At 30.9% G+C, this 12,696-nt stretch carries 14 protein-coding genes; 7 read left to right on the top strand and 7 right to left on the bottom strand.

Translation table 11 applies throughout. From position 1 onward, the window contains the following. Window positions 1-2: 2 nt before the first annotated feature. From ABD690_RS07305 to ABD690_RS07275, 7 genes are all read right to left on the bottom strand, one after another. The gene (locus ABD690_RS07305; protein WP_344728832.1) at window positions 3-365 is read right to left on the bottom strand and encodes a c-type cytochrome; all 363 of its coding nucleotides are present in this window, start codon (window positions 363-365) and stop codon (window positions 3-5) included. Between the two features lie 5 nt (window positions 366-370). Then, complete coding sequence (locus ABD690_RS07300) at window positions 371-1,213, bottom strand: DUF5777 family beta-barrel protein (RefSeq protein ID WP_344728830.1); 843 nt, start codon at window positions 1,211-1,213, stop codon at window positions 371-373. Continuing rightward, entirely contained in the window at window positions 1,192-1,587 is a 396-nt protein-coding gene (locus tag ABD690_RS07295; protein ID WP_344728828.1) for a hypothetical protein, read from the bottom strand. Before ABD690_RS07295 ends, ABD690_RS07300 begins: the two co-directional genes overlap by 22 nt. Window positions 1,588-1,680: 93 nt before the next feature. Further along, the gene (locus ABD690_RS07290) at window positions 1,681-2,064 is read right to left on the bottom strand and encodes a hypothetical protein (RefSeq protein WP_344728826.1); all 384 of its coding nucleotides are present in this window, start codon (window positions 2,062-2,064) and stop codon (window positions 1,681-1,683) included. A 125-nt stretch (window positions 2,065-2,189) separates the two neighbouring features. Then, complete coding sequence (locus ABD690_RS07285; protein ID WP_344728824.1) at window positions 2,190-4,523, bottom strand: T9SS type A sorting domain-containing protein; 2,334 nt, start codon at window positions 4,521-4,523, stop codon at window positions 2,190-2,192. A gap of 107 nt (window positions 4,524-4,630) precedes the next feature. Next, window positions 4,631-6,268 (bottom strand): tetratricopeptide repeat protein, encoded by a 1,638-nt coding sequence (locus tag ABD690_RS07280; RefSeq protein ID WP_344728822.1) that lies wholly within the window; start codon window positions 6,266-6,268, stop codon window positions 4,631-4,633. A 330-nt stretch (window positions 6,269-6,598) separates the two neighbouring features. Continuing rightward, window positions 6,599-7,270, bottom strand: a complete 672-nt coding sequence (locus ABD690_RS07275; protein ID WP_344728819.1) for an RNA polymerase sigma factor — start codon at window positions 7,268-7,270, stop codon at window positions 6,599-6,601. Window positions 7,271-7,410: 140 nt separating this feature from the next. On the opposite strand from ABD690_RS07275, the gene ABD690_RS07270 reads away from it, so the two are divergent. The 7 genes from ABD690_RS07270 (at window position 7,411) to ABD690_RS07240 (ending at window position 12,555) form a co-directional block, all read left to right on the top strand. Further along, window positions 7,411-8,076 (top strand): FAD-binding oxidoreductase, encoded by a 666-nt coding sequence (locus ABD690_RS07270; protein ID WP_344728817.1) that lies wholly within the window; start codon window positions 7,411-7,413, stop codon window positions 8,074-8,076. A gap of 10 nt (window positions 8,077-8,086) precedes the next feature. Then, window positions 8,087-8,725 carry a GTP cyclohydrolase I FolE gene (folE, locus tag ABD690_RS07265; protein ID WP_147676306.1) on the top strand — a complete coding sequence of 213 codons (639 nt, stop codon included), beginning with the start codon at window positions 8,087-8,089 and terminating at the stop codon, window positions 8,723-8,725. A 72-nt stretch (window positions 8,726-8,797) separates the two neighbouring features. Continuing rightward, window positions 8,798-9,331: a DUF4142 domain-containing protein gene (locus tag ABD690_RS07260; protein ID WP_344728813.1), complete on the top strand. Its 534-nt coding sequence runs from the start codon at window positions 8,798-8,800 to the stop codon at window positions 9,329-9,331. 7 nt (window positions 9,332-9,338) lie between these two features. Beyond that, window positions 9,339-9,710: a plastocyanin/azurin family copper-binding protein gene (locus ABD690_RS07255; RefSeq protein WP_344728811.1), complete on the top strand. Its 372-nt coding sequence runs from the start codon at window positions 9,339-9,341 to the stop codon at window positions 9,708-9,710. Window positions 9,711-9,729: 19 nt separating this feature from the next. Beyond that, window positions 9,730-11,004, top strand: a complete 1,275-nt coding sequence (locus ABD690_RS07250) for a c-type cytochrome (RefSeq protein ID WP_344728809.1) — start codon at window positions 9,730-9,732, stop codon at window positions 11,002-11,004. Between the two features lie 83 nt (window positions 11,005-11,087). Then, window positions 11,088-11,573 (top strand): hypothetical protein, encoded by a 486-nt coding sequence (locus ABD690_RS07245; RefSeq protein WP_344728806.1) that lies wholly within the window; start codon window positions 11,088-11,090, stop codon window positions 11,571-11,573. After that, window positions 11,563-12,555: a WD40 repeat domain-containing protein gene (locus tag ABD690_RS07240; RefSeq protein WP_344728804.1), complete on the top strand. Its 993-nt coding sequence runs from the start codon at window positions 11,563-11,565 to the stop codon at window positions 12,553-12,555. Before ABD690_RS07245 ends, ABD690_RS07240 begins: the two co-directional genes overlap by 11 nt. The last annotated feature ends 141 nt before the right edge of the window (window positions 12,556-12,696 follow it).

Below are 12,696 nucleotides of genomic sequence, written 5' to 3'. Positions count from 1 at the left end.
AGTTATAGTTCTAATAATCCATCCTCCAACCATTGAAGAATTATATTAATTTGATTTTGACTCATTCTTCCTGTTTGGGGCATTAAACCTGGTTCTCCATTTTGTTTTTGAATACGATCTAACAAGTTTGTATTTATAACGGCATCTTTCACTTGAGCATAATTAGTTAATGGTCTAAAACCTGCTGTATTTCCCGCTGAATGACAACTAACACAATTGTCTTGGATTATGCTTTGAACATGAGAATTATAGGTAACCAACTCATTCAGTATTTCTTCATGCTCTTCCAATTCTACATAAGTATTGGAACTACAACTAAAGAGTAGGCTACCTATAAAAACCAAAACATGAATTTTCTTTTTCATTGTATTTAAAACACTCTATATAAATTAAACCCGAAATATACGTCTCCATTACCCCAATCTCCAGCTGCGTTTGTCAAGTATGAGCTTTCTGTCATACCTTGTGAATTAGTAAATAACAATTGAAAAACATGCCCTCCTGTTTCAATATCTAACCCTAAAGACAATGGATTTCTATAAAAGGAAGGCTTGTTGCTATACATATATTCGGCATTTACTGATAAGCGTTTACTTAACTTGAACCGACCACCACCACCGATGGAAAATTGTTTTTGATTTTCAATAATTGGATCGTATACATTTTTATGTATGTAAGACACAATAACTTCTATTGTTAGTGCTTTAGATAAGGAACGTGATATTAAAACTTGTGAAGTATAACTTAATCGGTTTTGAAAAGATAATTGCGGGTAAACATCTTTATCTAACTGGCTACTAATCTGAATCGTGTTATAACCAACTAAAGAAATTAGACTGTTTTCATTTTGATTTATTAGCCTATACTTAAAAGCAAGTTCGTAAGTTTTATTTAACGTATGTCTTGATATTCCAATAGACACCCAATTTTTGATACCATAAATAAAACCAAGTTTAGTGGTTGCATTGTCTAATCCGAAAAACGTGTTTATTCCATCTTTTAACGATCCAAATCTATGGGACACCACAAAATACAAATCTCCTTGTCCAACCATTTTAGTTGATTGTAGACTTACTATCTGAAGTCCTTTAAAAGAAGGCCATACTGTAGTGGCATTAGTATCTGTATCTAGGCTATCAAGAAGATTGTCTTGAGCAGAGCTTTGGCCACTAATTCCAAGTATTAATAGTATTATAATAATTCTATTACACATTCATCCATTTTTAAATTATCAAACAATTCGTCATAACCCACATATTTACCCTTCACCTTTATGGTTTTATCTTTAATTGTATTATTAAATTTTTCATTTGCTATGCATACAATTTTATTATTCAATATTATTACTGAATCTTGAACAACTGTTACATTTCCTGTTAGGCTAATAACTTTGTTTAAATATTTTCTATCGAAAGCAACATTGCTTTCCACAAATTCCAAGTAAAATTGCTTCACACTATGATTGTAATCACTTTTTACATCTTCAATAGAAACTGGAGGTTGAACAACATTTTTATAAATCAAATAGAAGCCACTAATTTGTATTACTAAAATGATGGCTATTATTTTGAGTCTTTTCACCTTCATATAGAATAAATTTATCTTGATTTTTTTTATTAAAAGGCGCCTAAATGGCGCCTTTTAAAGCTACTAACCAATAAGGGAAGAAATAATAAAAGCTTAATTCTTTGCTTTTATTAAACTTGAACTCGACAATTGGGCTAAACTAAAAGCCGCAATTGCCATTACTAGGTCTCTTACTGCCACGTCTAAAAACGAACCACTAAAGATTAATGTTAAAGCAATTAATATTAACCACGACATTACTACATAAGAACCAATAATTGGGCGCATAAGCACTAATACCCCTGCAATTATTTCAATAACCCCTACAACAATCATAAAGGTTGATGCTTCAAAAGGGAGCATATCAACCATACCTGATGACAGGTATTGTGTCCAATCTGTTAGAATATTTGTAAACTTATCCAGACCAGCAACAATAGGTACGATACCAAATGTGTAGTACAATAATTTCTCAACTATTAAATTGTTCGATTTCATCTTAATCTATTTTAATTTGTTACACCCTTTTGATGCAAAAATTAATGTTAGGTTACAAAAAAGGACAAAAGGTTTAAAAAATAGGTTATTGAAAAGTGACATAAGCCTATCTAATTATTTTAGAACTATTCAAGAATAATTTTCTTGATGTAGACTTCATTTTTATTTTTTGTTCTTATTCGTAAAACATATATTCCAGGTGAGAGGTGTTTCATACTTAATTTATTTAACCTATCAGCGCTTAAGACCTCTCTTCCATCAATATCAAATAAAGCTATATTCGATATTATACCTTCTTTCAGTTTAATATTTAAAATATCATTAGTTGGATTAGGAAAAACTTTTAAATTTTGGTTATTTGAAACATCGGGTATACTTAAGGCTTCAAGATCTATAGTGTAAGTCATTAAGCCTAGATCAAAGCTTCCTATATATGCTTTCACAGAATTTCCATCAAATATAAATGCAGATGACTTACCGAGTGTATGCAATAACTGTTGATTAGTAATGGTTTCCCATGTCTCACCACTATTTATTGAAAAATATAATTGAAAATCTGACGCTAAAGAAGAGGTTGAAGTATGCGTTGAAGCCGCCATATGACCATTTACTTCCGTAGAAAAGCTGATTTTATGAGTAACACTTGTTGTTTTTTGTTCCCAATGTTCACCTCCATCGGTTGATATAAATATTCCTTTTGTTGTAGCAATGGCCCATTCATTTACATTAAGTGGGTTGTTATCTATATCATAGATTAAATCATAGTTAAGAATTAAGTCTTCCAAACCACTGCTGTGATTTTCCCAGGTTAATCCATTGTCTTCTGAAGAGTACATTTCTGCTCCAATACTTAAAACTATTTTTCCAGACTCTGAAATTAAAATATCATTAATAAAATCATAAGCCGGTAAGTTAATATTAGCCTCTTCAATATTGCTCATATCCGAAAAGTTAATTTTTTTCAAGACAGTTTCAGCACCACTAAAACCTCCAAAAGCTACCAAAATGGTATCATCTTCATTAGGATAAGCTGCCAACCCTGTAAGTTTATTTGCAAACAAAGAAATTAGCATTGATTTTGTAGCTCCATTATCATTACTTACATATAAGTTCGAACCTATAAAACTTGAATTAAAGGTAAACACTCTGTCAACTTGTGTTTTATCAGCTATTTGAGTTATACCAAGATTGTTAGTAGCCATGTTAAGTGGTAATATTTCATATGCTGTTTCTACTCCCGTAGTCACGTCTCTATGAACATATCCAAATTGAGCTGAATAGTAAAGATTGATATTAGAGCCATCGTTAAAGACATCCATATTTCCTGTACTAGAAAAATAAGGTGTTCTAATCCATGAAACGGTTTGCCCATAGTCAGAAGATATTAGAGGTACATAATTACCTGTGATAACCATCTCATCCTCATCAAATGGATTAAAACTTACTTTTTGTCCATAATAATAGCTCTCGGGATTATCATTTAAATATAAATTTTGTTGCCAGGTGTTACCTCCATCTACTGATGTTACTATTTCATTTTCCTCTAACACTAAAATTTCAAGCGGGTTTAAAGGGTTGTATTTGATATAAGTGATTTCATTTAAAATACCTTCAGCCCAATTCATATTTACCACCGAAAAAGTATTACCTCCATCTGTAGACTTATAGAGATTTTCTTGAGAAAAACCAAAACTCATGCCTGTACCTAAAAGTATGTTGTCATTATTTGTAGGATCAAAAGCAATAGGCCCTAATATAACACCTTCCAGTTTTTCAACCCATGTCTGTCCACCATCTTCGGAAACTAATAATCCACCGTCAATATCTTGATTTCCAAAGCCTCTAGACAAAAACAATTTATCAGGATTATTTGGGCTAATTTTTACTTTGTTTATAAATACATTACTATTATTTGTCGTGTCATAAATTGCATTCCAATTAGCACCACCGTCACTAGTAAAAAATGTCATTCCATACATAATATCAAATTGATCTCTATAAATTGTATCAACAATTAATACGTCATCATCTTGTTGATAAAAATCATAGTCCCAAACAAATCCTCGTAAATTCTGATTAGGTAACGCAATATTTTTTGTAATACTTTGGCTAGATAGGTCATAAACCATTATTGCCCCATCATAACCAGCCGTCTGGTAAACTGCAAAGCTTAACCCCAAACCATCTGGCATTAGTTTTAAATACCTGATAGACGCATCAGGAGGTAGAGGTCTATTTATACCTACTGGTAATGTATACAAAATATCCCATGACTCACCATTATTTTCTGAAACTACTATATGATTTACTCCAGAAATAGCATAAATTTTGTTTGGAGTAGCAGGATCATAAATAAGGTCGAAAATTCTACCAAAATTGTCAGAACCTTCATACTCGATTTGAGCAAATGACATTAACGAAAAGAAGCAGAATAATACTAATGTAAAAATTTTTCTCATAACTATTGTTTTTAAAATTCTATACAATAGTCAAAAAAAATACTGGGGAACAGGTAAAGAATCTACATAACAATCGTGACATCAAACCTAAAAAACGTGACAACCTATTATATAGATGATAAATAATTATATAACCCCTTACTATTTGGCAAATTTAACTTATCACTTACTCGTTCTTTTCTTTTGCGAATGGCCTCTTGAGTAACATTAAAGAGGCTCGCTATTTCTTTATTTGACAAGTTCATATATAAGTAACACAGGTAACGAACATCATTAACATTAAGATTAGGATGCTGCAATTTTAATTTTTTTAAAAATCCATTATTTACCTGTTCGAAATGTATCATAAAATCCTTCCACTCATTGTCACTCTTTAATAAAATTTTTAACTCTTTTATTTTTCTTGTTACCTGTTTACTTTTTAAGACTTCTTTTTGTTCTGTCAATTCATTTATAATATTATCTATGAGTTCATTTCTATTTGCTATTTGTAAGGCTTTTGTAGCTAATTTTCTATTTCTAGATTCAATTTCATTCTTTAATCTTTCTTCCTCCAACAAAGCCATAGTCTTTCTGTTTTGCAATTGCCTCTCAAGAATAATCTTATCATTTTCTTTTTTTTCTAATTCAAGAGTTATCATCTTTTTAAATTGGTTATGAATTATTTTTCTTTGTTTACTTTTTATAATACTATTTCTCAACGCCCATGCTATAAGCAATAAAATTACAACGGACCAACCTATAAAATAACGCAGCCTTGATTGTGTAAGCTGAAGCGATTTTTTATTCTGACTTAATTGATTTTTGTAATTTTCAATTTCAAATCTAACTCTAGCCGATTCAAATAGAGCACTATTTTTTAAATTGTTTATAGTATCTCTGGTTGCTATTACTGAATCTAAAGCTGCAAACGCCTTATCGTATTCTTTGAGTTGCTTATTTAACTTTGCAAGTTTTTGAAAAACCTGCAATTTATTTTTAGGGGTCATAGAAACCTTAAGCGCATTTTCTAAATACTGCTTTGATCTTAACAAATTGCCTTCAGACTCAAAAATATCAGAAATTAAGAGTAGTAAGTTGAATTTTTCTTCTCCTCCAGCTTTCAAACCATTTAAAGTCTTTAAAGCCATGGAATTTGCCTCTTTTATGAGATTTCTTTTATAAAGATTTTCAATTCTAGCAATAGTACTAGAAATAGCTATTGATGGATAATTTTTAAGTTTAGAATCTGCAGTGTTTAAATATTTAATTGCTTTATCTAATTCATTATTCATGTTAGCTACAATTGCTAAATTAATTGAGTACATCCCCATTTTTTTATCATCCCCTTTAAGTTGAGCCAATTTGTAAGCTTTTAAAAAGTAGCCTTTGGATTTAGCAAGTTCTCCTTGGTCAAAGTAAAGAATTGCTAAATTATTCAAAACTGTCATTTCTTCGGCTTTATTAAGATGTTCTGTTGATATTTTATATGCTTCTAAATAATTGTTAAGCGCTTCCCCGTAATCTAACATTGAATAATAATTTACTCCAAGGTTATTTAATGCTAAAAATTGATATTTATATAACTTTTGCTCCTTAGATTCGACAAGTAAATTTGTTAATAGCTTGATTGATTTGCGATAACTTCTGTCTTTTTGGAGTTTTAAAGATTGAAACAAAATGCTGTCTAATTCAATTTCATTTTGAGCATGGAGGACAGAGGTGAAATTAAAAATTGAAATATAAAAAACAATAAATAAGTTCATTTTCATGTTTTTAATTCAATTTAATTTTTACGTAGGATATTTGTGGAATTAATTTTTTATTCTAGTTTTTTTTTAATGTGAGATCAATTAGTTTGAATGAGGCGGAATATACATATGCATTCTTTGATATAATAAAGATTATTTGATATTCCCCGTTTAGATTACAATTAGCTATTCTGTAATTTTATTTAAAACAATGATTTACTGTGCTAAATTTTATAATTAATCTTTTCTATCTGAAAATAATATAACTAAATATTAATCATAAACTTATATTAAACAATCAGTATTCAATTCAGATATCACCAAAGAGTTTGAGTTAATTACAATTTAAAATTTAGGCTGCGATTTATATATATACTCCATAACGTTTGCAACAATTCTATCGCATTTAGAATTACCAAATTCAAAAATATTTGTATAATCGGTTAAACTCAAAATTGAATCCTTAAGCATTGTTCTAGCTCTATGCAAACGCACTTTTACATTGCTATTGCTTAAATCTAAACATTTCGATATTTCAGTTATTGCTAACCCTTCAACCTCTTTGAGCATATAAACTATTTTATACTTTTCAGGAAGTGTGTCTATTGCCTTTTCCATAAAACAAGAAGATTCTTTGTACATAGTTTTGTGTTCAGGGGTCATAATGTTTTTGTCTTCAATTTGTAATATATTTTCATCTTGTTGCAGGGCAATGGTTTTTATTTTAGAAGCCCTTCTTTTCCTTTGCAAAGCTTCGTTTATTCCAATTCGAATTAACCAAGTAGAAAACATAGCATCATTTTTAAATTGGTATAATTTTTCAAACGCCTTAATATAAGTATCTTGCATAACATCTTCAACGTCAGACTCTAAATCTATATAGCTTCTGATTGTTCTAAACAATAGTTCATTATTTCGGCGCATAAGAATTTCGAATAATTCTGTTTCACCATTTAGTACTTTTTCAATTATTAACGTTTCTTTAAGTTCTTTCTTGGTTGTAGTGCTGGTATTCATAACGGTATTATTTCTAATTAGATGCAAATTATTTTTTAAGGTTACATTTTTTGTAACCTTTTTTTAATGTTTTCATCTAAAGTGAACAAGACCTTGATAGGTCGATAACTTATTACATATTTAATTAATAATCTATAGTTTTGAATTATTTAGCTACTGTACTGAATAAAACATGGTTAACCCCAAATGTTTTTCAGTTATCTATTGAAAGACCAGAGTCTTTTACTTATCAAATTGGGCAAGCATTAGAAATATCATTACATAAAGATACGGAATTTTTAAAAGCACCTTTTACCATAACGAGTATTTATGAGAACGATAAAGATTTACAATTTATCATTAAAGTTTACCCAGAACACAATGGAATTACTGTTGCGCTATCAAAATTAAAAGTAAACGACACCATATTAATTACAGATGCTTGGGATTCCTTTGCTTATAAAGGCAAAGGCGTTTTTATAGCTGCAGGATCTGGTATTACTCCATTTATACCAATACTTCGATTCTTAAAAGAAAAAAATAAAATAGAAGGTCATAAATTAATCTATGCCAATAGAACGGAGCGCGATATTATCTTGAAATATGAACTCGAAACCATTTTAGGGAATAGTTTCGATAATCTATTAAGTAGAGATCATTTAAGCAAATATGGTTTTGGACGGGTAGATTATGATTTTCTTTCTGACACCATTGACTCTACTCACCAATATTTTTATGTATGTGGACCAAAACCTTTTCTTGAGAGTATTAACAAGGCCTTATTAAAACTCGGGGTAAACAAAAACTTAATTCAATTAATATATTAAACCCTAAAAAATGAACGGAAAAGAACAGCATAAAATCAATATTTTTTCTAACAATGAAATCAAGAATTTGGAAACCATATCAAAGCATCAAGAAAAATTAAAAACTATTGAGCATCATTTTGCAAAGATTATGGAAGCTTTAGGTTTAAAACTTGATGACCCGAGCCTAAAAGAAACCCCTAAACGTGTTGCAAAAATGTATATCAATGAAGTTTTTAAAGGGTTGAATGAGGAGAATTTTCCAAGTATTTCCTTTTTTGAGAACGTCAGTGGTTATCGTGAAATGGTTTTAGTAGATAACATAAAGGTTTATTCATATTGCGAACATCACTTTGTGCCTTTCTTTGGAAAAGCTGCAGTAGCCTATATACCAAAAGACCGCGTTATTGGTTTGTCAAAAATAAATCGCATTGTTCAATTTTATGCTAGTAAACCTCAAATACAAGAAAAACTTACTGTTGAAATTGGTGAAAAGCTGAAGAATTTATTAAAAACAGACGATATAGCTATCCACATTGAAGCTAATCATCTTTGTGTAGCCTCTCGTGGTGTAGAAGACGAAAAAAGTTATACCAAAACAAATTTTTTTAGTGGGAAATTTTTAAAAGAAAAAGAAAAATCCAGATTTCTAAATTCAATAAGCAATTAATTTTTTAAAAAAATTGTAACCCTACCCCTCTTTTTGCATCAAAAGGTTAACTAATACTAAAATTTAGAACTCATGAAAACAAAAAGAAAGAATGCTTTAATACTCGTTTGTTTAATGCTTTTATGCACATCTAAACTCACTTTTGGCCAAGAGTCTCCAAAATTAATCGATACTGAAATAGCTTCAGTAGCGGTGGTTGCCAACCAAATTGATATAGATTATGCCAAAATTGCCCTTAAACGCTCTAAAAACAAGGATATTATCGACTTTGCCAACAGGATGATAGAAGATCACAATGCGGTTATTCAACAGGCCGTTGCCTTGGTTGAAAAGTTAGGTGTGAATCCTAAAGATAATGCCGTAAGTCAATCTCTATTGAAACAATCTAAAGAAACACTTAAGACTTTAAAAAAGGTAAGTCGAAAAGATTTTAACAAAGCTTATATTGATAATGAAGTAGCTTATCACAAAGCTGTAATTGATGCTGTAAACGGCTTACTAATTCCTGAAGCCAATAATACAGAATTGAAAGGTTTATTAGAAGCTGTAGTACCAGCACTTGAGGCCCATCTAGAACATGCTAAAATGACTCAAGCTAAAATTTAAAATTGAAATGCAATCTCATAAATCATCAGTTTCAAAGTATTTATTACTATTAGCAGTATTGGTTTGCACCTTTGTTCTAATAGCTGGTTTTAAAAACCCAGATAAATTACTTAATAGTAATTCTAATGCTACAACACACACAGTAACTATATTCCGAATGAAATACCATCCAGCACAGCTTAATGTCAAAAAAGGTGATACTGTAATTTGGATAAATAAGGACTTTGTACCTCATGATGTCACCGAAGAGACAACCCAAAAATGGACTTCAAAACCTTTCAACCAAGGAGAGCAATGGTCCAAAGTAGTAAATGAGGACATTAAGTATTTCTGCAATCTGCATAAAGTAATGAAAGGAACAATCACAATAATTAAATAAACTTAAAATTAAACGACATATGAAAACAAAAAAAATAATTAAACTCCTTGGAATTTTCATTTTTATGATTTCAATCGTGAGTTGCGATAACGATGATTCTGGTTTTAGTCCAAATCCACAACCAGCTCCAGGTGAAGGTTCTCTAAATCTACCGCCTTTAAATCCTCAATTAGTTGCAGAAGGACAAGACATTTTTCGGTATGACACATTTGGAAATGAAACTTTTTGGACTGATGTGTTACAAATGAACCAAGTAATAGAAACAGCTGTTAGTCCAGCTACAGCTTTAAGTGTCGGTTTAAAGGTTGATGCAGCAGCGCTACCGCAAGAAGTTGTTACTGCTATTCAAAATGGCGATGTAGATTTAAATGACCCACAAACTACTTTAGTTTTATTACAATTAGATGCTGTTTTAGGTGTAAAAGGAGAAGTTAGCCAAAATCAAGATGGTAGTTTAAGTTTGGACAGAGTGGGAATCACTTGTGCTCTGTGTCATTCTACAGTTGATGATTCTTTTGCGCCAGGTATTGGAAATCGTTTGGACGGTTGGGCAAATAGGGATTTAAATCCAGGTTTAATAATCTCATTATCTCCAGCTTTAGACCAAGCCACAAAAGATATTTATGCCTCGTGGGGACCTGGGCTTTATGATCCAAGATTTAACATTGACGGTATAGACAATCCTGTAGTTATCCCTCCTGCTTATGGGTTATATGGGTTACCAAAAGCCATCTTTACTGGAGATGGTGATGTTGAGCACGAACCTGCTGGACCAGTTGCATATTGGAACAGATATGTAGCTGTAACTCAAATGCGTGGACATGGGTATTTTGAAGATACACGTCTAAATTTAGTAAGAGATTATAGAGAAGGTGATGATTTAGTCACAGATAAACTTCCAGCTTTACAAGAGTATCAGTTTTCACTAAACCCACCTGCTTCACCATCTGGTACATTTGATGTTGCAGCTGCTGCAAGAGGTAAAGAATTGTTCTCTGGAAAAGCACAATGCGCAACTTGCCACTCTGGTCCTCTCTTTAGTGATAATACTATTGATGGCAGATTACATCCTCAAAGTGCTTCAGTTGCTGTGGACAAAGATTATGTGAATAGATCGGCAACTAAACAATGGCGCGTTACGCCTTTAAAAGGGATATGGCAGCACGCTCCATATTTCCATGATGGTTCTGCCGCAACATTAGCAGATGTGGTTGAAAGATATAATGATGAGAACAGTCTTAATTTGAGTAATACTGAAAAGGCTGACCTTACAGAATATCTTAAATCCATTTAGCAAATTATTTAAACAATAAATAGCGGTATTCAAATTTGGTTTATTGTTTTTTTAACTATGATGATAATACGCAAATTACTAACATGAAGAGCACTGCTTTTAAAATACTCTTATTTTTAAACCTTATTATTAGTGGATTTTTAGTTATTAATCTATACATAAATCGTGATTTAGACCTTGATTTTACAGATAAAATTATTAGTGTACGAGGTCTTGTAGTAACAGATTCATTAGGTGTTGAACGTGTAATCATCGGCTCCAACCTTCCTGACCCTCAAGGGCACGGCTATCGTTTCTCGAGAGGGTCTGAAGTTACGGGTGTTATGCTCTACGATTCTGAAGGGCAAGAAAGAGGTGGATATGTAACTGACAATGAATATGGTAATATATTTTTAACACTCGATTCTAAAAATTCTCAAAATGCTTTATTCATAGCAGAGCCTCAAGGATCTGCATCCCTAGTAGTTTGGGGTAAAAATGGGAATAAAATATCAATAGGAGCATCAGATCAAGGTACTCGATTTGAAATAATCGAAAATGGTATAAAAAAGGAGCTGAATGAAAAATAAAATATACATTTTTTTTATAACTATAATTTCGATGATCTTTTGTGGTTGTAAACAAAATATAAAAATTCACAGCAAGTCCTATTATGCAATTAATTCATTATCATATACAGATGTCATCTTCAAATCAAGTAGAGATACTGTATTAGCCTCAACATTTAGTGGGCGAATAGTAGAGAGAATCAAAGGTCACAATAAAGAAAATATTTTAATCAATATAAACGACGAAATATACAGTCTAGTTTATGATCAAAAAAAACATCGTATTTATGCTTCAACGTTAAATTCAGGAATATTAGTAATTGACGCCAATAAAAAAATGGTAATAGATTCATTAAATATTGAAGGGACATGGATATCTAACATTTTCTTATCAAAAGATGGAGAGTTATTAGCAGGCAGTACTGCAAATCAAAAAAACTGTATATGGGATTTAAATAATAATACCTCTTTTAAACTTCCTGACAGTCTATCACATTATAGTATAGCAGGTATTGATAATTCTGGAAATATAATAATAAATGCTAAAGAGAAATTTATTTTTTGGAATGTTTGGGAAAATTCTACTGAAAAAGAAAATATCCGCAATGGAAAATTAAAAAGTATTGACAAATCAGGTAATATGCTCGTTTTTCATGATAAAAATTTTCAGTATTATAAAGCTAACAAAGATTCTGTTTCTTTTAAAAGACATCACCAAGACTGGCCATATTATTGGAAAGAAAAAGACACTCTAATAAGGATTCCTTTTCAGTTAACATTGACAGCTGGTATATTAACAGAAAAATACATATACACAGCAGGTGTCGATAGATCAATTAGAAAATGGAATAAGCAAAATGGACAATTAAATGAAGAAATTATTAAACATAGAGCAACTATAAGTGCTATCGACCTTTCGTTTGATCAATCACAAATAGTTTCGGTTGATTTAAAAGGCGGAATTCTATTTCATGATGTAAACAAAAAAAGTAAAGATGAATAAACATCTATAAATGGGATTTTATTCAAATTTTAACGTCCCTTTTGAGGAAGTATCGTTCTTAATAGAATTCATCCTTAAAGGGATGCTTTTATTTAGTAAACTCGTATCTAATTACAATTATAACAACTAGGTTAATACCAG

This window comes from Corallibacter vietnamensis, assembly GCF_039537875.1.
GTDB classification, from domain to species: domain Bacteria; phylum Bacteroidota; class Bacteroidia; order Flavobacteriales; family Flavobacteriaceae; genus Corallibacter; species Corallibacter vietnamensis.
Note: the sequence above shows the minus strand (reverse complement) of the source record. Positions and strands in the feature narration are given on the sequence as shown.

Coding starts and splice junctions, on each gene's coding strand:
- ABD690_RS07305 (WP_344728832.1), bottom strand. CDS start 365: ATGAAAAAGAAAATTCATGTTTTGGTTTTTATAGGTAGCCTACTCTTT.
- ABD690_RS07300 (WP_344728830.1), bottom strand. CDS start 1,213: ATGTGTAATAGAATTATTATAATACTATTAATACTTGGAATTAGTGGC.
- ABD690_RS07295 (WP_344728828.1), bottom strand. CDS start 1,587: ATGAAGGTGAAAAGACTCAAAATAATAGCCATCATTTTAGTAATACAA.
- ABD690_RS07290 (WP_344728826.1), bottom strand. CDS start 2,064: ATGAAATCGAACAATTTAATAGTTGAGAAATTATTGTACTACACATTT.
- ABD690_RS07285 (WP_344728824.1), bottom strand. CDS start 4,523: ATGAGAAAAATTTTTACATTAGTATTATTCTGCTTCTTTTCGTTAATG.
- ABD690_RS07280 (WP_344728822.1), bottom strand. CDS start 6,268: ATGAACTTATTTATTGTTTTTTATATTTCAATTTTTAATTTCACCTCT.
- ABD690_RS07275 (WP_344728819.1), bottom strand. CDS start 7,270: ATGAATACCAGCACTACAACCAAGAAAGAACTTAAAGAAACGTTAATA.
- folE (WP_147676306.1), top strand. CDS start 8,087: ATGAACGGAAAAGAACAGCATAAAATCAATATTTTTTCTAACAATGAA.
- ABD690_RS07260 (WP_344728813.1), top strand. CDS start 8,798: ATGAAAACAAAAAGAAAGAATGCTTTAATACTCGTTTGTTTAATGCTT.
- ABD690_RS07255 (WP_344728811.1), top strand. CDS start 9,339: ATGCAATCTCATAAATCATCAGTTTCAAAGTATTTATTACTATTAGCA.
- ABD690_RS07250 (WP_344728809.1), top strand. CDS start 9,730: ATGAAAACAAAAAAAATAATTAAACTCCTTGGAATTTTCATTTTTATG.
- ABD690_RS07245 (WP_344728806.1), top strand. CDS start 11,088: ATGAAGAGCACTGCTTTTAAAATACTCTTATTTTTAAACCTTATTATT.
- ABD690_RS07240 (WP_344728804.1), top strand. CDS start 11,563: ATGAAAAATAAAATATACATTTTTTTTATAACTATAATTTCGATGATC.